This window comes from Yoonia sp. KMU-150 (assembly GCF_056858355.1).
Map to the genome: position 1 here is coordinate 2026546 of NZ_JBXEQF010000001.1, position 20874 is coordinate 2047419.

Genomic DNA, 20874 nt, shown 5'->3' on the forward strand with positions numbered 1-20874 from the left:
GTTCTTCCCTACTTGACCGAGCCGGCCAGCAGGCCGCGCACGAGGTATTTCTGCATCATGAAGAACACCACCAGCGGCACGGCGATCGACACGAAGGCCGCCGTCGACAGGATTTCCCAGTTACCGCCGCGGGTGCCGAGCAATTCTACGATCTGGTTGGTCATCACCGTGGTCTCGCCCGTCGCGTCGATCAGGAACACCTTGGCCACCAGCAGGTCGTTCCATGTCCACAGGAACTGGAAGATCGCAAAGGAGGCCAGCGCCGGGAACGACAGCGGCAGGATGATCTTGGTGAAGATCTGGAAATCCGTCGCGCCATCGACCTTGGCGTTTTCGATGATGTCACGCGGCAGGCCGACCATGTAGTTGCGTAACAGGTAGATCGCGAGCGGCAGGCCAAAGCCGGTATGGGCAAGCCATACCCCCAGATAGCCCTTGCCAATGCCGATCCCCAAATGAAGCCGCAACAGCGGGATGAGCGCCAGTTGCAACGGCACGACCAGCAGACCCACGACGCAGGCGATCAGGATCGCGCGACCGGGGAAATCCATCCAGGCCAGCGCATAGGCGGCAAAGGCCGCGATCACGATGGGAATGATGGTCGCAGGGACCGTCACCGTCAGCGTGTTGAAGAACGCCTTCGACATGCTGTCGGTGCTGTTGCCGCTCACAAGAACGGTGCGGTAGTTGTCGAGCGTGAATTCCGGCGGGGTCGTCGCCGTGACGAAAGCGCGTTGCCCCCTGCCCGACAGCTCTTCCTCACCGGTCCAGACGTAATCGCCGTTCGCCTCGACCGTGATGGTTTCGCCGTCACCAAGGTCGGCGGTCTCGCCGGGCTGATAGGCCGAAATCTCGCGACTGGATGCACCCCAGACACTGATTTCCGCCTCTGACCCGTCCTCGAACAAATTGCCGCGGATGACGTAAACACCGTCCTCCAGCTGCTGTATCCCCTCGTCATCCGGATCGGCGGTGCGCAGGGTCAGGTTCTGTTCGGTCGGGAACAGCGATGCCCACCAGCCAGAGGAACTGATCTGGTCGGTCGTCCGGAAGGACGACACCAGCAGGCCCACGGTCGGGAACAGCCAGAGTGCCACCAAAAGCACGACGGAGATTTGCACAGCCCACTGCAGGCTGGATTTGGTTCCGGCAATGTTATCCATCAGCGCATCTCCTTGCGGGCGTTATAGACGTTCCAGACGAGGATCGGGCTGACCAGCAGCATGATCATCATCGCCGAGGCCGAACCGACACCCCAATCGAGCGCCACGAACAGTTGGTTGTACATATAGTTGGCCAGCACCTGCGTTTCCCACTGACCGTTGGTCATGGCGAACACGATGTCGAAGACCTTGAGCACGACGAGCGTGATCGTCGTCCAGACCACCACGATCGTGCCCGCGATCTGCGGCATCTTGATCTTGAAGAACACTTGAAACGGGTTGGCGCCGTCGACGATGGCGGCCTCGATCGTTTCTTCCGGAATACCGCGCAGGGCGGCGGACAGGATCACCATGGCAAAGCCTGTCTGGATCCAGATCAGCACGATCATCAGAAGGAAACTGTTCCAGCCGGGAATGGTCAGCCATTGCTGCGGCTCACCGTAAGGCAGGGTCGCCGTGAAAAGGCCGAACAGCCCGGTTACGGCCAGATAAAGGCCCCACACGGCGAGCAGGACGCCGATCACGCGCAGCAGTTTCATCAGGATACCGACACGATTGTGTCCGGGGTTGAGCAGCGATTGCAGAATGGCCCAGCCGACCCAAGCAACGGCGGCGGCGAATGCCAGCACCAGCAGGCCGGGGATCAGGCGCAGGAACAGGAATGACCCGATGCCACCCTCGAATTGCAGCCAGACCGCGTTCAGCACGCCGATCTGATTGCTATCCACGGGGCGGGTGTCGTAGATCAGCTTGAAGATCACGGCAGCGCCGACGAATGAGATCGCCATCGGCATGAAGATCAGGGATTTGGCGAAACTGCCCCATTTGATCCGGTCCGTCAGCTGCGCCGCCAGAAGGCCGAATGCGGTGGACGCGGCGGGCACGATGATCAGCCAGAGCATGTTGTTGCGCATGGCTTCCCAGAACTTGGGATCGCCCGACATCTTGCGATAGTTATCGAATCCGACGAACGCGCCGCCCTGGGTCCGGTCGGTCATCGAATACCAGAGCGTCGCGACCACGGGATAGGCAAGGTAAAGCCCCAGCGCGATGATCGCGGGCAGCAGGAACAGCCACGGGCGGATCTGGTTGGCGCGGTTGATGTTGCGACCGGCGTTCTCACCCTTCGCGGGGAACAGCACACGGTCGAGAAACTGGTTGGAGAAGTAGAAGTAGGCGACGCACCCGCCCACCCCGACAATGATTGTGATTAAACCCTGAATTGCCGGATTCATATTCGACCCCTCCCAAAGCGAAATAGCGGAATTTTATGGCTGGTGACCGGCCCCGTGACGCGCACGGGGCCGGACAAGTCTCAGATCGCGGCGAAACGCCGGCTTATGGCCAAGACGCCTGGATGTCGGCAGCGACTTCGGCCGCGTCCTTGCCACCGGCATAGTCGACCATGCCGGTCCAGAACGAACCTGCACCGACAGCACCCGGCATCAGGTCGGATGCGTCAAAGCGGAAGGTCGTCGCACCCAGCAGGATTTCGTTCATCTTGCCCAGCGTCGGGTCAGAAAACGCTTCCAGATCGACGCCCTTGTGTGGTGTCAGGAAGCCACCAAGACCCATCCAGATCTCATGCGCCTCGGGTGTCTGCAGGAACGTCATCAGCTCGTGGGCAGCTTCGTTCTCGTTGGTGATGGCCCAGAGCGTGCCTGCGCCCAGCACAGGCTGACCCAGATCCTTGCCTTCGTAGGCGGGGAAGTAGAAGAAATCGACGTCTTCGCCCACTTCGGTGCCTTCAGGGAAGAAGGCCGGGATGAACGAAGCCTGACGGTGCATGTAGCACTGTGGCGGGCTGTCGAAGAGGCCCCGCGGGCTGTCGCGGAAGTCGGTCGATGCAACCGCACCGGCACCGCCGGCGACCCAGTCCTCGTTGCGCGCGAACGCGCCGAATTCTTCGATCGCGGCGACGACACGCTCGTCATCGAACGGAATTTCGTTGCTGACCCACTGGTCATAGACCGATGGTTCCTGCGTGCGCAGCATCATGTCCTCGACCCAGTCGGTCGCAGGCCAGCCTGTCGCACCGCCGGACCCCAGACCGATGCACCAGGGTGTGCCGCCGTCGGCGACGATCTGGTCGGACAGTGCCTTGAGGTCTTCCATCGACTCGGGGATTTCGTAGCCGGCATCCTCGAAGTTCTCTGGGCTGTACCAGACCAGCGACTTCACATCGACCTTGTAGAAGAAGCCGTAAAGCTGATCTTCGCCGTTCTCGTCGGCGTAGGTGCCCAGATCGACCCAGGACTGGCCGGCGGCATAGTTTTCGGTCAGCCAGTCGGCGGTGCCGTCACGCAGCGGTGTCAGGAAACCGCGCGACGCCATGTCGGACGCCAGACCGGGCTGCGGGAACACGGCGACGTTGGGGGCAGAGCCTGCCTCGGCGTCGATCATGATCTGCTGCTCGAAGCTGTCGGAGCCGACATAACGGACGTCGTGACCGGACTGTTCGGCAAATGCGCCCAGCACCTGCTCCACGTTTTCCTGGTCCGGGCCAAGCCATGGGCCAAAGACCGTCAGCTGTTCGGCCTGCGCCGCACCGGCGACGAGGGCAGCGGATGCGACGGTTGCAAAAAGGTTCAGTTTCATTCGTTCCTCCCTATGTGCGCATGATACGCACGGTCATATCATCACAAGCGCCAGAATCATGTTCAAAGCGCTTTGGATGCCCTAACGTCGGCCAAACTTCACCGACTGTCAACTCATTCCTCGGCAATCCCTATGCGCGCCGTCCGTCATTTCAGAAACTTCTTGTGACGGGCGAGCTATAACGTTTACGGTCTGTCGCGACCACCCGGATCACATCGAATATTCCCTTTTCATGGGCCATTGCATACGTTGGCGTCCACGATGAACCTGAAACAGCTCTCCGAAAATCTCGGTCTCAGCCAGACCACCGTAAGCCGTGCGCTCAACGGTTATCCAGAGGTGAGCGAAGCGACCCGCAAGCGCGTGGCACTGGCCGCGGCACAGGCCGACTACCGCCCCTCGACACGGGCCAAGGGACTGGCGACCGGACGCGCGTTCGCCATCGCCCACGTGATCCCGGTGTCGGCCAAGCACGAGATGGTCAACCCGATTTTCGGGGACTTCATCGCAGGCGCAAGCGAGACCTACACCCGGCACGGCTATGAGATGATCCTGACCGCAGTCGCCGACGCGCAGGAGGGACAGGTCTATCGCGGGCTCAAAGCGCGCGGGTCCGTCGACGGGGTCGTCGTGCATTCGCCCCGGATCGACGATCCCCGGATCGCGCTGCTGCACGAAATCGGCCTGCCCTTCGTGCTGCACGGTCGGTCGTCCAGCAACCCCGGCAGCTATGCCTGGCTGGACGTCAACAACCGCAAGTCCTTTCACACGGTCACCCGCTACCTGCTCGATCTTGGGCACAGGCGGATCGCGCTGATCAATGGCAACGAACACTTCGACTTTGCCCACCGGCGCAGGCTGGGTTTCGATGCGGCCATGGCCGAGGCGGGCATCGCGACCGATCCCGCCTATTTTGCCGCGGGCGAAATGTCCGAAAGTCATGGCTACGACAACGCCTCCCGCATGCTGCAACTGCCCACACCGCCGACGGCCTTTCTCACCTCGTCGATTTTTGTGGCCCTTGGCGCGCGCCGCGCGGTCGAGGAACGCGGCATGGTGATGGGGCGCGATATCTCGATCGCGACCCACGACGACAAGCTGTCCTACATCCGCAACGGCGGTGAACACCCGATCTTCACCGCGACGCAATCGTCGGTGCGCGAGGCGGGCGCGAAACTCGCCGACATGCTGATCGCGACCGTCGCCAACCCGACGGTCCTGCCCCCGACCCAACTGCTCGAAACCGAGCTGACGATCGGACGCTCGACCGGCCCCTGCCCCGTCTGAACCTCTCTCCCAAGCAAATCCCGTCAGGAAACCGAATGAAATTCAGCCGCAGCGACTTTCCGTCCGATTTCATTTTCGGTGCGGCCACAGCCGCCTACCAGATCGAGGGCCATGCCCATGGCGGTGCCGGGTCGACCCATTGGGACACCTTCGCCGCCACCCCGGGCAACGTGATCCGCGCCGAGGATGGCGCCATCGCCTGCGATCATTACCACCGCTACGGCGAAGACCTCGACTTTCTGAAACATGCGGGCATGGATGCCTATCGGTTCTCGACCAGCTGGGCGCGCGTGATGCCTGAAGGGCGCGGCACGCCGAACCCCGAAGGTCTGGATTTCTACGACCGGCTCGTCGATGCGGTGCTGGAGCGGGGGCTAAAGCCGTTTCAGACACTCTATCACTGGGAGATGCCGTCGGCACTGGCCGATCTGGGCGGCTGGACGAACCGTGACGTGGCGCAGTGGTTCGGCGATTTCACCGACGTGATCACCGACCGGATCGGCGACCGCGTTGCATCCGTCGCGACACTCAACGAGCCGTGGTGCGTCGCCTTCCTGTCGCATTTCCTAGGTCACCACGCCCCCGGCCATCGCGATCTGCGCGCCACCGCCCGCGCGATGCATCACGTGAACCTTGCCCATGGCGAGGCATTGGCGCGACTGCGGGCGCGCAACATGGACAACTGCGGGATCGTGCTGAATTTCGAATATGCGGCACCGCTAAACGACAGCCCAGAGGCCGCCGACGGTGCAGCCTTGCAGGACGCGATCTACAATCGCTGGTTCATCGAGGCGATCAGCAAGGGCAGCTACCCGCAATCCGTGCTGGACGGCTTTGGCGCGCATATGCCCGTCAACTGGCAGGACGACATGGAACTTATCAGCCGCCCGATCGACTTTCTGGGGGTGAACTACTACACCCGCAACATGATCACGCAGGACCCCGCCGCACCCTGGCCGGGGATCGTGGCGCAACCCGGCGACCTGCCGAAAACCCAGATGGGTTGGGACATCTACCCCGACGGGCTGCACCATTTTCTGACCCGGCTGGCGCGGGACTATGTCGGGGACCTGCCGATCTATGTCACCGAAAACGGCATGGCGCGGGACGACGTGCTGACGGGCGGCGCGGTCGACGACCCTGAACGCATCGCCTACGCCGACGACCATATCCGTGCGACCCGCCGTGCGATGGCCGACGGGGCCAACGTGAAAGGCTTCTTTTACTGGTCGTTGCTCGACAACTACGAATGGGCCTTCGGCTATGAAAAGCGGTTCGGTCTGATCCATGTCGATTTTGACACCTTGAAGCGCACGCCGAAAGCGTCCTATCACGCGCTCAAATCCGCCCTTGCCCGCTGAAGACTGGACCTGCCGATGACCTATGCGCCCAATACACTCTCGCTCGTGGCCGATATCGGCGGCACGAATACCCGTGTGGCGCTGGCCGATGGCCGCCGCGTGCTGCCTGAAAGCATCCGCAAATACGCCAACGCAAAGTTTCCGGGCCTCGAAACGGTCTTGCGCCAGTATATTTCGGATGAAGACGCTGTCGATCCCAAGGCCGCCTGCGTGGCCGTGGCCGGGCCGGTGCGTGACGGTCGCGCCACCATGACCAATCTGGACTGGACCATCGACAAGCCGACTCTCGCACGGGCGACCGGTGCGGAAACCGTCGCGATCCTCAACGACCTGCAGGCCCAAGGTCATGCGCTGGGGTACCTCGACACCGCCAACATCCGCGAAATCCTGACTGGTGGCGAACCGCAACCGCATGCGGCCAAACTGGTCGTCGGTGTCGGCACCGGTTTCAACGCGGCACCGGTGTTCGATACCGAACAGGGCCGCCTCGTCACCCCATCCGAAAGCGGTCACGCCAACCTGCCGATCCGGACCGAGGCGGAGTTGCGCCTGTGCCAGTTCGTCTCCACCGCACATGGCTTTCCTGCGGTGGAGGACGTGCTGTCCGGTCGCGGGCTTGAACGGGTCTATGCCTTTCTCGGGCAGGAAGCCGGCGATCCGGCAGAGGCGAAAGCTGCCGATATCATGGCTTCTTGCGCATCGGGCGACGATGCCCGCGCGACAGAGGCGGCAAGGCTCTTCACCCGCATCCTTGGCACGGTCTGCGGTAACCTGTCGTTGATCCAATTGCCCTTCGGCGGCGTGTTCCTCGTCGGCGGTGTCGCGCGCGCCTTCGCGCCCTACCTCGCCACCTTCGGTTTCGGCGACGCCTTCCGCGACAAGGGCCGGTTCGCAGGTTTCATGGGTAATTTCCCGGTGAGCGTGATCGAAGACGACTTCGCGGCCCTGACGGGTTCCGCCGCACATCTCGTCGCACTGATGGACGGCTGAACCGCCTTGTGGGTGTAGCGCCCGGTCGCAGGCAGCGCGACATCTGCTGATGATGCGAGTTTTTGCCAATAAGCTCGTACCGCTGGAGATGCAGGACGCAGAACGCAGAACGCAGAACGCAGAACGCAGAACGCAGAACGCAGAACGCAGAACGCAGAGCGGGTTATCGAACCGAACACCCGGGCAATCGGCTTTTCGGTCAGTATATTATGGCTGCTGACGATTTTTTTCTAACCGTGCCATTGCAGCCTCTGTTGATGACAGATCACGGTTGAGGCGAGCGCAAACACCACGGAAATTTCCGACGTATTTGCCCTCCAAAACCAGATCGCATTCGTCACCAAAGTCTGGATCGCACCCGCCACCAGAAGCTGCATCGCGTGACGGAAACGCGAACACCGACGCACACGCCGCAGGATGTGGACACTTAAATGCGACTGCGGACAATCATCCCCATATGCGGCCAACGCTGGAACCGTGGAAACCACATGGACTTCGCACCCTATCTTATTGTTTAGAATATGCTATCCATTAAATTTCGAATGCGAAAGCGGAGCTAACCGCTCGCACACTCGGGCGGTGCACTACTGAAGTTGCGATTGAACGGTCTGGGTGAGATCGCTCAGCGAAAACGGCTTGGGCAGGAAAATAGAGTTCGGGATTTGCGGCTTGCCGTTCTGGAACGCGTCTTCGGCATAGCCCGACACAAAGATCACCTTGGTGTCGGGCCGGTGCGCAAGCGCCTCCGTCACCCAGGTCGGGCCGTCCATGCCGGGCATGATCACATCCGTGACGAAGATATCCACCTTCAGATCAGGGTCGGACAGCATCGTGAGCGCCGCCTCGGCGCAGTCGGCCTCCAGCACCGTGTAGCCGCGCAGACGCAGCGCACGCGACGCGAACGCGCGCACCGGGGCCTCATCCTCGACCAACAGGACGACCCCGTCGGATGCCCCGGTCAGCGGTGCCGCCTTCTGGGGCTTTACCTCCGGCGCGATGGTTTCCGGCAGAAAGTATCGTGGGAACAGGAGTTGAAAGGTCGTCCCTTCGCCCGGCGTGCTGTCGGCGAAGATATAGCCACCGGTCTGCTTCACGATCCCGTAAGCCGTCGACAGGCCAAGCCCGGTGCCTTCGCCCGGACGTTTGGTCGTGAAGAACGGCTCGAATATCTTCGGCAGCTTTTCCGCCGCGATCCCCTGCCCGCGGTCGATGACCTGCACCTCGACATAATCGCCGGGCGGTACGAACGCGCGGTCACGTTCCAGCGGTTTGAGGAGCGTCCGGTTCGCCGTCGCGACGCGGATCTCGCCCCCCTCGTCCTGCATGGCGTCGCGGGCATTGACGACCAGGTTCATCATCACCTGCTCCAGCTGTCGCTTGTCCGCCTTGATCGGGGCAAGGTCGGGGTCGTGGCGCACCGTCAGCTTGACCTTTTCGCCGACAAGCCGGTTCAGCAGATGCGCCAGATCCGACAGCGCGTCGCGCAGATCGACCACTTCGGGCTGCAGGTTCTGCTTGCGTGAAAACGCCAGCAACTGCCCCACTAGGCTCGCCGCGCGATTGGCGTTCTGATGAATCTGGATCAGGTCGCCATAGTCCTGATCGCCTTGGTCGTGGCGTAGTAACAACAGATCGCAATGCCCTGAAATCGCGGTCAAAAGATTGTTGAAGTCATGGGCGACCCCACCGGCCAGCTGCCCGATGGCCTGCATCTTCTGGCTTTGTACGAATTGCGCTTCGAGAGTTTTGAGTTCGGTCACGTCGTTGAGCACCGCCACGATGTGACGGTCATCACCGCTGCCCGCGATATTGAGCGAGACCTGCACATAGGTATCCTGAAAATCACCCCGTCCGCGCAGGAATTCCGAAGCCTGCGCGCCGCGCCCGTCCAGCGCCTCCTGCAGCCAGTCCCGGATTGGGCGGCCGAGACCGTCGAGCACGTCGCCGATCTGGCGACCGACCGGTTTTTCCAGCCCCAGCAGCGCACGGGTTTCGCGGTTGGCGGCCCGTATGACCCCGTCGGCACCGATCTGCAGCAAAGGCACGGGCAGGTCCTCGATCGTGTCCCAATCGTCGGCAATTTCGCGCGGCTGATCCTGCCCAGCCGCGCCACGCAACGCATAGATTTCGCGCCGTCCCGCGGGACCTGGCACCTCTGCCACCATAACGCTTTGCGTGTTGTCCCCGGCCTTGATCCTGTAGCTGTGGCCATTCTTGACATTGGCCGTGCCAAAGACGTCCGCGAGGGTTTTGGGACGTTGGCCCAGCAGCGTCCGGAACGCATCGTTTATGTAAAGGACTGCGCCGCTGGACCCGACGGTCAGCATCGGCAGGGCTGAGCCCGCCACGCGATCATCCCCGCTCGCCGTCGTCAGATCGTCGAAACGCCACAGAAAGCCGCCGTCACCGATCTGTGTGACGGACAGGCGGTATTGCCCGCTCCGCGTCACGATATCCTCTGACGCGGCGTGGCTTTCCTGCGCCTTTTTCTGCAGTCGATAGAGAACCGGATCGGGGTTCGCGATGACGGCTGACAAATGGCCTGCCACCGTCGCCTCTTCCCGGCGATCACAGGGGAACCGTTTTCGCGCAGCGGTATTGCAATCCGCGACGGTGCCGGATGCGTCGGCGATGAAAGCGGGGGTCAGGTCGTTGCGGATCAGATGGGCCGCTGCGACCTCGAGTTGGCGCTGGCGTGTCGCGTTCTGCCGCCGCACCGCAAAGATGAAAACGCCTGCCAGCAGCAGCATCGCGGCACAGACCAGCAGCGCCAGCTGCACGGTGATCCCTGGTGCCCAGACGGCACCCGCCGCCAGCAACGGCACAGGTGCCAGCAACATAAGATGCTGACGACGCTGCGCGGGCGCGTCGTTTGCGACCGAGGAAGATTCGTTCTGTGACGCCACCCCAATTTCCCGTAACCGATGTGTCCCAGCACTACCCCGACAGACGTTAACGATGACTTAACGACCGGCGGACAGCGCCAGAAACAATCATAGGTTGCTAGATGCGTCGCTGTAAAACGTTCAGATAGAATCCGTCCCAACTGTTGCACGGCAACAATGACAGCGTTTCGCGCGAGTCCCACTCCGGTGCCACCGCCTGGAACGCCGCGACAGTGTCGCTGTTCTCCGCCTCCAGCACCGAGCAGGTCATGTAGGCCAGTGCGCCGCCCGGCGCGACATGCCCCGCCGCCGATTGCAGAACGGCAAGCTGGGTCGTTTGAAATTCCGTCAGATCGTCACGGGTCAGGCGCCATTTGGCATCGGGATTGCGCCGCCACGTGCCGCTGCCGCTACAGGGCGCGTCGCAGACCACGAGATCGAACGGCGCGGCGGCCCTGAGCCTGTCGCCGGTGGCAACCGTGATCGCAGCCCCGGCGCGGTCCGCACGCGGTGCAATGTCCTGCATACGCGCGACCGAAATGTCATGCGCCGTGATCGCGGCATCGTGCCGGGCGGCCAGTGCGAGGGCCTTGCCGCCGCCGCCAGCGCAGAAATCAAGGGTACGACGGCCGACATAGGGCTGCAACCGCAGCACCGCTGCCTGAGAGGCGGCGTCCTGCACCTCGACCAGCCCGTCGCGATAGGCAGCGGACGTTTTGACCCGACGCGGGTTTCCGGTCACGCGCAAGGCGGTGGACACATTGTCATGAGGCGTCGCCACGATCCCGTCATCGGCCAATGTGGTGATTGCCGTATCGCGCGTTCCTTTCCGCGCGTTCACACGCAGGAACAGCGGCGCGCGATCCTGCGCAGCGGCGGCTGCCGCCGTCGCATCGGGCCCGAGACTCTTGACCCATTCAGGCCAGAGCCATTGCGGCACGTCATGGATGTCCCACGGGTCCTGCGGCACTGGATGTGCCGTAATTTCCGCCGGGGTCGGCACCGCCGGGGCGTAGCCTTCACCGGTAAAGACCGTCTCAAGCGGGACATTCTGACGCCGCAGTTCGGCGATCATCAGCGCGCGACCGGTGGCTGCCGGGTCACCGCCCGACAGAGACGCCTTGCGGCGCAGCACGTCGAAGACATGATCGCGCACGGCGGCCCGGTCCTTCGATCCGGCAAAGCGGCTGCCGCGCGCCCACCCGGTCAGCGTCTGTTCAGCGGGCGTTCCCACCTGAATGGCGTCGATGATCTCAATCGCAGCGGCCACCCGCGCAGCGGGTGTCATCTTGGGCGGCCTGTCAGCGTCCCCAACACCTAACCGATCCGGTAATTGGGCGACTCGCGGGTGATCTGCACGTCGTGCACATGGCTTTCCTTCAGCCCCGCGCCGGTGATCTTCACGAAGGTGCAGTTGCGGCGCATCTCCGGCACAGTGGCGTTGCCGGTATAGCCCATCGCCGCGCGCAGACCTCCGACCAGCTGGTGCACCACGGCACTGGCGGACCCCTTGTAGGGCACCTGCCCTTCGATCCCTTCGGGCACCAGCTTGTCGCTGGCCGCGTCCTTCTGGAAATACCGGTCGGCAGAGCCGCGTGCCATTGCGCCAAGACTGCCCATCCCGCGATAGGATTTGAACGACCGGCCCTGATACAAGATCACCTCGCCCGGGCTTTCATCGGTGCCCGCGATCATGGAGCCGACCATCGCACAGGACGCGCCCGCTGCGATGGCTTTGGCGAAATCACCGGAAAACTTGATCCCGCCGTCGGCGATCACCGGCACATCGCCCGCCGCCGCCGCGCAATCCATGATCGCCGTGAGCTGCGGCACGCCCACGCCCGCGACCATCCGCGTCGTGCAGATGGATCCGGGACCGATGCCGACCTTGACCGCATCCGCGCCCGCGCCGATGAGTGCCTTCGCGGCCTCGCCCGTCGCGATGTTGCCCGCGACGATCTGCACGTCGTTGGACAGGCGTTTCACGCGGTCGACCGCCTGCGCCACTCCTTCGGAATGCCCGTGTGCGGTGTCGATGACGATCATGTCGACACCGGCGTCCACCAGCGCCTGCGCCCGCTCGAACCCCGCGTCGCCCACGCCGGTCGCTGCCGCCACCCGCAGGCGGCCAAGCTTGTCTTTGCAGGCGATGGGATTCAGCACCGCCTGTTCGCTGTCCTTGAGCGTGAGAAGACCGGTCAGCTTGCCCTTGGCATCGGTGATCAGCAGCTTTTCGATCCGCCGCGCCTGCATGAGCGAGCGGGCCTCGTCGAGGTCCGCAGGTTCCTGCAGCATCGCCAGATTGTCCGACGTCATCATGACGCTGACAGGCGTGCTATCGTCCTGCGCGAACCGCATGTCGCGGTTGGTCACGATCCCCAGCACGCGCCCGCCCTCGCCCACCACCGGAAAGCCGGTGACGCGGTAGCGGTCCATCAGCACCTTGGCGTCCGCCAGGGTCTGATCGGGCGTGAGCGTGATCGGGTTATAGACGGTGCCGGAGACGAACCGCTTGACGCGGCGGATTTCCTTGGCCTGTTCGTCCACGCCAAGGTTCTTGTGCACGACACCCATGCCGCCCGCCTGCGCCATCGTGATCGCCATACGGCTTTCGGTGACCGTGTCCATGGCCGAGGACAGCAACGGGATGTTCATCGCGATGGTCCGCGTGACCTGCGTCGCGGTGTCGGCGGTGGAGGGCAACACGCTTGATGCGCCCGGCACCAGCAACACGTCGTCGAATGTCAGGGCCTCGCGAATTTCCATTCTTCCAAGTCTCCGGGATAAGGGCAGCGTTTGGCACGTGCCTATCCCATGAAACGCCGGGCACCAAAAGAACAAACTGTCGTGATATCGCTTGTGACGCGGCAATTTCCGCAGCATCGTTCGGCGATGAAAGACACCTCCCGCCAGCAGCACCCCCGGTCCGACGTCGCAACGCCGGTGACTGCAGAGCGCCCTGTCGACCCCGCCACCGTCGCCGACGCGCCGCCGCTGCGGCGCGCGCTGCCGCGCACGATCCTTCGGCTTTGCATCCTGATCACCGTGGCACTGGTCTTTCATGCCGCGATGGGGTGGCTATTGTCACGGGTCGGGGCGATGAACGCGATTGCGGATCAACCGGTGATGCTGTCGCTGCTCGTTCTGGTTCTGGTGGGATACGCGCTGCTGATCGCCATTCCCTTCATGCCGGGCATAGAAGTCGGCGTGGCGCTGCTGCTGATGCAAGGGGCGTCCGTCGCCCCCTTCGTTTATCTGGCGACGGTCGCGGGGCTTGCGCTTGCCTTTCTGGTGGGTCGCCTTGTGCCATTGCGTGTCCTTCACAACACTTTCCGCGACTTGCATATGAAACGGGCCTGCCTGCTGGTCGCCGATATCGAAACCACACCGCCGCAGGACCGGCTGGCCCGGCTAGAGGCCCGGTTGCCGCGCCCGCTGGCCGCCCTGACCGTGCGCTATCGCTATGTCATGCTGGCGGTGCTGATCAACATCCCCGGCACCTTCGCCATCGGCGGCGGCGGCGGCATCCTGATGCTGGCAGGGATCGTGCGGCTGTTCCGCTGGCCCGCGATCCTGCTGACGGTCGCGATCGCCGTTCTGCCGATACCGCTGGCGGTCTACATCTGGGGCGCGCGGTCGGTGGATATACTCACGCTTTGAATGGCGCACGCGGCATCATTATGACGGGAATGGACCTTTCCTTCGCGCATCCCGCCGGTAATGTGACCCAAATTGCGGCCCGCACCGCAGAGAGACAGGCACAAGACCATGACCCAGGACCCCCTCGTCATCTTCACGCCATCCGGCAAGCGTGGCCGCTTTGCCGTGGGCACACCGATTCTGACCGCCGCGCGCCAGCTTGGCGTCGATCTGGACAGCGTCTGCGGCGGACGCGGGATTTGCTCCAAATGTCAGATCACCCCGTCCTACGGTGAATTTTCCAAACACGGCGTCACAGTGCAAAGCGACGCGCTCAGCGGCTGGAACGCGGTCGAGGAGCGTTACAATACCATCCGCGGCCTGCCCAAGGGCCGCAGGCTGGGCTGTCAGGCGCAGGTGCAGGGCGACATCGTGATCGACGTGCCGCCCGAAAGCCAGGTGCACAAACAGGTGGTCCGCAAACGGGCAGAGGTGCGCGACATCACGCTGCACCCCTCCACCCGACTTTACTATGTCGAGGTGAAGGAGCCCGACATGCACGACCCGTCAGGCGATCTGCAGCGCCTCGTCGATGCGCTCCGCGCCGAATGGGGGTTGCCGCAGCTCGAAGCCGATCTGGGGGTGTTGCAGAAACTGCAGCCCGCCCTGCGCAAGGGCGCGTGGAAGGTGACCTGCGCCGTGCATCACGGCGATACCACTTTCGCCCCGCGTATCATGCGCATCTGGCCCGGATATTACGAAGATTCCATCTATGGCCTCGCCGTCGATCTGGGTTCTACAACCATTGCCGCCCATCTGTGTGATCTGCACACCGGCGCGGTCGTGGCATCTTCCGGTATCATGAACCCGCAGATCCGCTTTGGCGAAGACCTGATGAGCCGGGTGTCCTACGGTATGATGAACCCGAACGGGGCTGCGGAAATGACGGCCGCCGTGCGTGAGGGGATGAACGCGCTTTTCGTCAATATCGCATCAGAGGCCGGGATCGACCGCAGGCAGATCATGGATGCCGTCTTCGTCTGCAACCCGGTCATGCACCACCTGTTCCTGGGCATCGACCCGTTCGAGCTGGGCCAGGCGCCCTTTGCGCTGGCCACGTCCGACGCGCTGTCGCTGCGCGCGATGGAACTTGACCTGAACATCCACCCCGCCGCGCGCATCTACATCCTGCCCTGCATCGCGGGCCATGTGGGCGCGGACGCCGCTGCCGTCGCCCTATCGGAACATCCCGACACCTCGGAAGACCTCGTGCTGGTCGTCGATGTCGGCACCAACGCGGAAATCCTGCTGGGCAATACCGAAAAGGTGCTGGCCTGCTCTTCCCCCACCGGCCCCGCCTTTGAAGGCGCGCAGATCAGTTCCGGCCAGCGCGCCGCCCCCGGCGCTATCGAACGGGTGGAAATCGATCCCGTGACCAAGACACCCCGCTTCCGTGTCATCGGCTCCGACGTCTGGTCGGACGAGGACGGCTTTCTCGACAGCCTCGGTCGCTCCGGCGTTACCGGCATCTGCGGCTCCGGTATCATCGAGATGGTGGCCGAAATGCGCATCCATGGCATCGTCGACGGGCCGGGGCTGATCGGGTCCGCCGAACAGACCGGATCGCCCAACTGTTTTGCCGACGGACGCACCAATTCCTATCTGGTCTATGACGGCACTGCTCAGGGCGGGCCGCGCATCACCGTGACCAACCGCGATATCCGCGAAATCCAGATGGCAAAGGCGGCGCTTTATTCAGGTGCGCGCCTGCTGATGGACAAATTCGGCGTCGACAAGGTGGACCGCGTCGTGCTCGCTGGTGCCTTCGGCGCCCATATCAGCCCGAAACACGCAATGGTGCTGGGCATGATCCCCGATGCCCCGCTCGACAAGGTGACCTCCGCTGGCAACGCGGCGGGCACCGGCGCGCGGATCGCCCTGCTCAACACTGCCGCCCGCGCCGAGATCGAACAGACCGTGCGCAATATCCACAAGATCGAAACCGCGATCGAACCCCGGTTTCAGGAGCATTTCGTCAACGCTTCCAACATCCCGAACGCGGTGGAACCGTTCCCGATCCTGCGCTCCATCGTAGCACTGCCCGACGTGAACCATAATGCGGGCGGCGGTGGCGAAGGCGGCGGGCGCAGGCGACGGCGCGACCGCGGCTGATACGACGGTTTCCCGATTGACGCCTCGCGCGCACGGGCGTATCCCAAACCGTGTGATGCGGGTATGGTGAAAAGGTATCACGAAAGCTTCCCAAGCTTCAGTTACGGGTTCGATTCCCGTTACCCGCTCCATCGCTCCCCTGCAGAAAGGTCCCCCAATGTCAGAGATTAAACGCATCACACCCGGCCCCCGGATGAGCCAGGCCGTCGTGCATAACGGCGTCGTCTATCTGGCGGGGCAAGTCGGGGCCGAAGGCGCATCGGTCACCGAACAGACGCAGGCCTGCCTTGAAAAGATCGACCGCCTGCTGGAGGCCGCAGGCACCGACAAGACCCGCCTGCTGACCACGCAGATCTGGGTCGCTGACATGGCCGCCGATTTCGCCGAGATGAATGCCGTCTGGGATGCCTGGGTCGCCGAGGGCCACGCACCCGCCCGCTGGACCGGCGAGGCGAAACTGGCCACCCTTGGCTACAAGGTCGAGATCATCGTCACCGCCGCTGTCTGATGCAGTTTCTCGCCCCGCTCGACGCTACAGCCCTGCGCGATGCGGGCGTGCCCGAACCATGGACCTTCGGCATGGCCGACCGCGTGCGGTTCGGCGAAATCGACGTGCTGGCGCATGTGAACAACGCGGCCTATCTGCGCTGGTTCGAAAATCTGCGCATTCATTATTTCCGTGACTACGGCGTGCACGACTACGACAGCGAGCCGCCGAAAATAGTGTTACGCACCATCGGGTTGGACTTCAAAGCTGAAGTAAAACTGAACGATGAATACGTTTTGACCGGTCGCACGGTCGAGGTGCGCAATTCGAGTTTCACCATGCACTACGGCGTATTCGTGGGCGGCAAGCTGACGACGACCGGCCATGCGGTGATCGTGATGCTGAACCCCGACAACACCAAGCGCGCCCTGCCAGACGATCTGCGCCAGCGGTTCATCAACCGCGACGGGGCGGTGCAGGTGTAACGCTACAACCCGTGGCGCTGCAGAAAATCCACCTGCGCCGCCGTTGATCCGTCCTTGTCCGCCGCTGATACCTTGCCTTCGACTACCGGTTGCAGGGCTGTCGCGAGTTCCTTGCCCAGTTCCACGCCCCATTGGTCGTAGGAATTGATGCCCAGCACGACGCCCTCGACAAACACGCGATGTTCGTAAAGCGCGATGATCTGGCCCAGCACGAAAGGCGTCAGTTGCGGATAACTGATGGTGACGGAGGGGCGATTGCCGGGAAAAACGCGATGTTTCGCCTGTCGCTCCAGTTCGTCGCCGTCGAATTTATCAGCGACCTTGCTGCGCGCCTCATCCAGATCACGGCCCTTCATCAGCGCCTCTGACTGTGCGAGGCAGTTGGCGACGAGTAACTGATGCTGGTGGTGCAGATCGTCGTCATGGCCGCGCGCGGCGACGAGGAATTCACACGGCACCACACGGGTGCCCTGATGGATCAGCTGGTAGAACGCGTGCTGCCCGTTCGTGCCTGGCTCGCCCCAGACGACGGGGCCGGAATGGACAGCGAGGTTTTCGCCGTTCATCGACACGCCCTTGCCGTTGCTTTCCATCTCAAGCTGTTGAAGATAGGCCGGCAAGCGGTTGAGATTGTTGTCGTAAGGCAGAACCGCGCGGGTGGCGTAATCACAAATCTGGTTGTGCCAGATACCCGTGACCGCCAAAATCGCGGGCAGGTTTTCGTGCCAGTCAGCGGCCTGAAAATGCGTATCCATCGCCTGCCCGCCGCGCAGGAAGGCGCGGAAGGCGTCCGGCCCGATGGCAATCATCAGCGACAGCCCGATCGGCCCCCACATGGAATAGCGCCCGCCGACCCAGTCCTCGAACCCGAAGACGCGGTCGCCGGGAATGCCGAAATCGGCGGTGCGTTCGTCCGATGTGGACAGCGCGCAGAACTGCGCCGCCGGATCGTCGACGGCTTCGCCCATCCACGCCTTCGCGGTGCGGGCGTTGGTCATGGTCTCGGTGGTGGTGAAGGTCTTGGAGGCGACGATCACCAGTGTCGTCGCCGGATCGCAGGACCGCAGCACCTGCGCGATATCGGCCGGGTCCACGTTGGACACAAAATGGCAGCGCGGCCCGTCGTGATAGGGGGCCAGCGCATTCACCGCCATCGCCGGGCCAAGGTCGGACCCGCCGATGCCGATGTTGACCACGTCGGTGATTGCACCTCTCTGCCCGGTAAAGCTGCCGCTCCGCACGGCATCGGCAAATGCCGCCATCCGGTCGAGCGTCGCCAGCACCTCCGGCATCACGTCCTGCCCGTCGACCGTCACCGGCCCGCCGTCGAGGTTGCGCAACGCGGTATGCAGCACGGCGCGGCCTTCGGTTTCATTGATGGTCTCGCCGCCGAACATCGCCGCACGCTTTTCCGCCACACCCGCGTCGTCGAGCAGGGCAAAGAGCAGGTCGCGCCCCTCGGCGTCGATATTGGTTTTGGCGTAATCCAGCCGCATGTCGCCCGCCTGCGCCGCGAACCCTGCGGCCCGCGCGCCGTCGATCAGCGTCTCGAACCGGCGATCGGCGACTTCGGCGTGATGCGCCCTCAGCTTGTCCCACATGGCCTAGTTCTCCGCCCAGTGCACGACCGCTTCGGGCAGGACGCCCGCAATCGGGGCCACCTTCGGGTCCTGCCCGTCCGCTTGTTCAAGTGCAGCCTTCTTGTCATTGCCCACGATCAGCACATGGCACGACATCGCGCCGCGCAGGGCCGACATCGACAGGGTCACGCGCGGTTCCAGCCCATCGTTGGGCGTGACGGCGACCAGTGGTGCATCGGTCGTCAATGCCTCGTCCAGTTCCGGCGCGCCGGGAAAGATGCTGGCGGTGTGCATGTCGGTGCCCATGCCCAACAGCACGACGTTGAGCGGCAAGAGCGCCGCGATCTTTTCGTTCATCGCATCCAGCGGCCCGTCGTCATCGGGCAGATAGCGAATGAAGTTCGCCGCCGCCGCGCGACTGGTCAGCAGACGCTCGCGCACCAGCCGTTCGTTCGACCGCTCGGACGTGACAGGCACGCGGCGTTCATCGGTCAGAATCACGTTGACGCGAGACCAGTCCAGATCGGCGGCGCAAAGCGCGTCGAACGCGGGCCCGGGCGTCGTCCCGCCGGGCACGGCAAGGGTCACGGTGTCGTGGCTGAAAAGCGCGTTTTCGATCTGCCCGGCCAATTGCTGGGCCAGTTCGATCATCATCATGTCGCTGTCCGGATAGGTCTTGAGGTCCATCACATCATCCTTTGATATCGCGCCAGCGCCGCCCGTCGCGGTGCATCAGCATCATCGCATCCTCCGGCCCGGCAGAGCCAGCGTCATATGTTTTCGGCACGTCGTTGCGCGCCTCCCAGCCTTCGATCAGCGGGTCGGTCCAGGCCCAGGCGGCCTCGACCTCGTCACCACGCATGAACAGCGTCTGGTTGCCCCGGATCACGTCCATGATCAGCCGTTCGTAGGCGTCCGACACCTCTGCCGCACTGTCACCCAGCGCATCCGCGAACGTCATGTCGAGCGGGACGTCGATCAGACGCATACCGCCCGGTCCGGGTTCCTTGATCGTGACCTGCAAATCCATCCCCTCGTTGGGTTGTAGGCGGATCGACAGGATGTTGCGGTGGCGCGCGGTGTCGCCCTCGAAGATCGAATGACCCAGATCCTTGAACACCACGGTGATTTCCGACACCCGCGCCTTCATCCGCTTGCCGGTGCGCATGTAGAACGGCACGCCGGCCCACCGCCAGTTGTTGATATGGCACTTCATCGCGATGAAGCTCTCGGTGAAACTCTTGGGATTCTCCGCATCTTCGCGGTAGCTGGGGCCGTCCGGCCCCGCGTCATACTGTCCGCGCACGATATGGTGCGGTTCCACGTCCTGCAGGGCGCGGATCACCTTCAGCTTTTCGTCGCGCACCTCGTCCGCGCCGAACTGGCTGGGCGGCTCCATCGCGATCAGGCACAAGAGTTGCATCAGGTGGTTCTGCACCATGTCCCGCATCGCACCCGACCGGTCGTAGTAGGCCCCGCGCCCGCCGACGCCCACGGTCTCGGCCACGGTGATCTGGATATGATCGACGTAGTGATTGTTCCACAGCGGTTCGAACAGCACGTTACCAAAGCGCAGCGCCATCAGGTTCTGAACCGTCTCCTTGCCCAGATAGTGGTCGATCCGATAGATCTGCGCTTCCTTGAAGTGTTCGGCCAGCGTTTCGTTCAGCGCCTCGGCACTTTCCAGATCACGGCCAAAGGGTTTTTCGACGACGATCCTGCTCTTGCGGTCGGCGATCTTGTGGCGGTGCAACCGTTCGGCCAGATCGCCGAAGAGCGACGGCGCGACAGAGAAATAAAACGCACGGATCACGCCGTCGCGGATCAGCCCGGCCAGTTCTTTCCAGCCGCCTTCGCCCTTGGCGTCGACCGCGACGTAGTGCAGCTGCGCCAGAAACCGGTCGAGACCGTCGGCATCGTCCTTTTCGTCGCCGCCGAATTCCGCGATCGCCGCGCGCACCATGTCGCGGTAGCCGTCGCTGTCGAGGTCGGAGCGCGCGGCACCGATGACACGCGAGGTTTCGGGCATTTGCCCGGCCAGAAAGCGGCGGAACAGCCCGGGCAGAATCTTGCGCCGGGCCAGATCGCCCGTGCCGCCAAAGATCACAAGGTCGAAGTCGTCGACCGGAATGACGCGTGAAACCATGATGCGGCCCCTTCTGTTAGCGCAAACAGGTTCCGTCTAGCGGCGTGTCGCGCCCATGTCTAGCACGGGCAGCGGGCGCGG

General features: G+C 63.3%; 16 protein-coding genes and 1 tRNA gene. 8 read left to right on the plus strand and 9 right to left on the minus strand.

What is annotated here, in order from left to right; translation table 11 throughout:
• Positions 1-8 precede the first annotated feature (8 nt).
• The 3 genes from AC04PH_RS10010 to AC04PH_RS10020 all read right to left on the minus strand — a co-directional run bounded on the left by AC04PH_RS10010 (position 9) and on the right by AC04PH_RS10020 (position 3761).
• Complete coding sequence (locus AC04PH_RS10010; protein ID WP_483065599.1) at positions 9-1163, minus strand: carbohydrate ABC transporter permease; 1155 nt, start codon at positions 1161-1163, stop codon at positions 9-11.
• Positions 1163-2398, minus strand: a complete 1236-nt coding sequence (locus AC04PH_RS10015) for a carbohydrate ABC transporter permease (protein ID WP_483065600.1) — start codon at positions 2396-2398, stop codon at positions 1163-1165. Before AC04PH_RS10015 ends, AC04PH_RS10010 begins: the two co-directional genes overlap by 1 nt.
• A gap of 103 nt (positions 2399-2501) precedes the next feature.
• On the minus strand, positions 2502-3761 hold the full coding sequence (locus AC04PH_RS10020) for an ABC transporter substrate-binding protein (protein ID WP_483065601.1): 1260 nt from the start codon (positions 3759-3761) through the stop codon (positions 2502-2504).
• A gap of 261 nt (positions 3762-4022) precedes the next feature.
• Here AC04PH_RS10020 and AC04PH_RS10025 point away from each other — a divergent pair, with 261 nt between their 5' ends.
• The 3 genes from AC04PH_RS10025 to AC04PH_RS10035 are packed head-to-tail and all read left to right on the plus strand — an operon-like array spanning position 4023 to position 7399.
• Positions 4023-5048: a substrate-binding domain-containing protein gene (locus tag AC04PH_RS10025; RefSeq protein WP_483065602.1), complete on the plus strand. Its 1026-nt coding sequence runs from the start codon at positions 4023-4025 to the stop codon at positions 5046-5048.
• 35 nt (positions 5049-5083) lie between these two features.
• A complete protein-coding gene (locus tag AC04PH_RS10030; RefSeq protein ID WP_483065603.1) occupies positions 5084-6409 on the plus strand; it encodes a GH1 family beta-glucosidase in 1326 nt (441 codons plus the stop codon).
• 15 nt (positions 6410-6424) lie between these two features.
• The gene (locus tag AC04PH_RS10035; RefSeq protein WP_483065604.1) at positions 6425-7399 is read left to right on the plus strand and encodes a glucokinase; all 975 of its coding nucleotides are present in this window, start codon (positions 6425-6427) and stop codon (positions 7397-7399) included.
• Between the two features lie 584 nt (positions 7400-7983).
• On the opposite strand, the gene AC04PH_RS10040 is transcribed toward AC04PH_RS10035, so the two are convergent.
• The 3 genes from AC04PH_RS10040 to guaB all read right to left on the minus strand — a co-directional run bounded on the left by AC04PH_RS10040 (position 7984) and on the right by guaB (position 13050).
• A complete protein-coding gene (locus AC04PH_RS10040; protein ID WP_483066181.1) occupies positions 7984-10239 on the minus strand; it encodes an ATP-binding response regulator in 2256 nt (751 codons plus the stop codon).
• 163 nt (positions 10240-10402) lie between these two features.
• Positions 10403-11572, minus strand: a complete 1170-nt coding sequence (locus tag AC04PH_RS10045) for an RsmB/NOP family class I SAM-dependent RNA methyltransferase (protein ID WP_483065605.1) — start codon at positions 11570-11572, stop codon at positions 10403-10405.
• Between the two features lie 29 nt (positions 11573-11601).
• Positions 11602-13050 carry an IMP dehydrogenase gene (gene guaB, locus AC04PH_RS10050; protein WP_483065606.1) on the minus strand — a complete coding sequence of 483 codons (1449 nt, stop codon included), beginning with the start codon at positions 13048-13050 and terminating at the stop codon, positions 11602-11604.
• 126 nt (positions 13051-13176) lie between these two features.
• Here guaB and AC04PH_RS10055 point away from each other — a divergent pair, with 126 nt between their 5' ends.
• The 5 genes from AC04PH_RS10055 to AC04PH_RS10075 all read left to right on the plus strand — a co-directional run bounded on the left by AC04PH_RS10055 (position 13177) and on the right by AC04PH_RS10075 (position 17067).
• Positions 13177-13944, plus strand: coding sequence for a hypothetical protein (locus tag AC04PH_RS10055; protein WP_483065607.1), 768 nt, complete (start codon positions 13177-13179; stop codon positions 13942-13944).
• Between the two features lie 108 nt (positions 13945-14052).
• The gene (locus AC04PH_RS10060; protein WP_483065608.1) at positions 14053-16095 is read left to right on the plus strand and encodes an ASKHA domain-containing protein; all 2043 of its coding nucleotides are present in this window, start codon (positions 14053-14055) and stop codon (positions 16093-16095) included.
• A 57-nt stretch (positions 16096-16152) separates the two neighbouring features.
• Positions 16153-16226 (plus strand) — tRNA-Gly (locus AC04PH_RS10065).
• Between the two features lie 26 nt (positions 16227-16252).
• Positions 16253-16603: a RidA family protein gene (locus tag AC04PH_RS10070; RefSeq protein ID WP_483065609.1), complete on the plus strand. Its 351-nt coding sequence runs from the start codon at positions 16253-16255 to the stop codon at positions 16601-16603.
• Positions 16603-17067, plus strand: a complete 465-nt coding sequence (locus tag AC04PH_RS10075) for an acyl-CoA thioesterase (RefSeq protein WP_483065610.1) — start codon at positions 16603-16605, stop codon at positions 17065-17067. The genes AC04PH_RS10070 and AC04PH_RS10075 overlap by 1 nt, the downstream gene beginning before the upstream one ends.
• A gap of 2 nt (positions 17068-17069) precedes the next feature.
• Here the strand turns inward: AC04PH_RS10075 and pgi are convergent, their stop codons facing one another.
• Genes pgi through zwf form a run of 3 tightly spaced genes read right to left on the minus strand, consistent with a single transcriptional unit; the run spans position 17070 to position 20793 of the window.
• Entirely contained in the window at positions 17070-18668 is a 1599-nt protein-coding gene (gene pgi, locus AC04PH_RS10080; protein WP_483065611.1) for a glucose-6-phosphate isomerase, read from the minus strand.
• A 3-nt stretch (positions 18669-18671) separates the two neighbouring features.
• Entirely contained in the window at positions 18672-19334 is a 663-nt protein-coding gene (pgl, locus tag AC04PH_RS10085) for a 6-phosphogluconolactonase (RefSeq protein WP_483065612.1), read from the minus strand.
• Positions 19335-19338: 4 nt separating this feature from the next.
• Positions 19339-20793, minus strand: coding sequence for a glucose-6-phosphate dehydrogenase (zwf, locus tag AC04PH_RS10090; protein WP_483065613.1), 1455 nt, complete (start codon positions 20791-20793; stop codon positions 19339-19341).
• Positions 20794-20874: the final 81 nt, after the last annotated feature.

Excerpts from the sequence above, each read along its gene's own strand:
- pgi (WP_483065611.1), bottom strand. The coding sequence starts at position 18,668 with ATGTGGGACAAGCTGAGGGCGCATCACGCCGAAGTCGCCGATCGCCGG.
- AC04PH_RS10055 (WP_483065607.1), top strand. The coding sequence starts at position 13,177 with ATGAAAGACACCTCCCGCCAGCAGCACCCCCGGTCCGACGTCGCAACG.
- AC04PH_RS10060 (WP_483065608.1), top strand. The coding sequence starts at position 14,053 with ATGACCCAGGACCCCCTCGTCATCTTCACGCCATCCGGCAAGCGTGGC.
- AC04PH_RS10035 (WP_483065604.1), top strand. The coding sequence starts at position 6,425 with ATGACCTATGCGCCCAATACACTCTCGCTCGTGGCCGATATCGGCGGC.
- AC04PH_RS10030 (WP_483065603.1), top strand. The coding sequence starts at position 5,084 with ATGAAATTCAGCCGCAGCGACTTTCCGTCCGATTTCATTTTCGGTGCG.
- pgl (WP_483065612.1), bottom strand. The coding sequence starts at position 19,334 with ATGGACCTCAAGACCTATCCGGACAGCGACATGATGATGATCGAACTG.
- guaB (WP_483065606.1), bottom strand. The coding sequence starts at position 13,050 with ATGGAAATTCGCGAGGCCCTGACATTCGACGACGTGTTGCTGGTGCCG.
- AC04PH_RS10070 (WP_483065609.1), top strand. The coding sequence starts at position 16,253 with ATGTCAGAGATTAAACGCATCACACCCGGCCCCCGGATGAGCCAGGCC.
- AC04PH_RS10015 (WP_483065600.1), bottom strand. The coding sequence starts at position 2,398 with ATGAATCCGGCAATTCAGGGTTTAATCACAATCATTGTCGGGGTGGGC.
- AC04PH_RS10020 (WP_483065601.1), bottom strand. The coding sequence starts at position 3,761 with ATGAAACTGAACCTTTTTGCAACCGTCGCATCCGCTGCCCTCGTCGCC.
- AC04PH_RS10040 (WP_483066181.1), bottom strand. The coding sequence starts at position 10,239 with ATGTTGCTGGCACCTGTGCCGTTGCTGGCGGCGGGTGCCGTCTGGGCA.
- AC04PH_RS10010 (WP_483065599.1), bottom strand. The coding sequence starts at position 1,163 with ATGGATAACATTGCCGGAACCAAATCCAGCCTGCAGTGGGCTGTGCAA.
- AC04PH_RS10025 (WP_483065602.1), top strand. The coding sequence starts at position 4,023 with ATGAACCTGAAACAGCTCTCCGAAAATCTCGGTCTCAGCCAGACCACC.
- AC04PH_RS10045 (WP_483065605.1), bottom strand. The coding sequence starts at position 11,572 with ATGACACCCGCTGCGCGGGTGGCCGCTGCGATTGAGATCATCGACGCC.
- zwf (WP_483065613.1), bottom strand. The coding sequence starts at position 20,793 with ATGGTTTCACGCGTCATTCCGGTCGACGACTTCGACCTTGTGATCTTT.
- AC04PH_RS10075 (WP_483065610.1), top strand. The coding sequence starts at position 16,603 with ATGCAGTTTCTCGCCCCGCTCGACGCTACAGCCCTGCGCGATGCGGGC.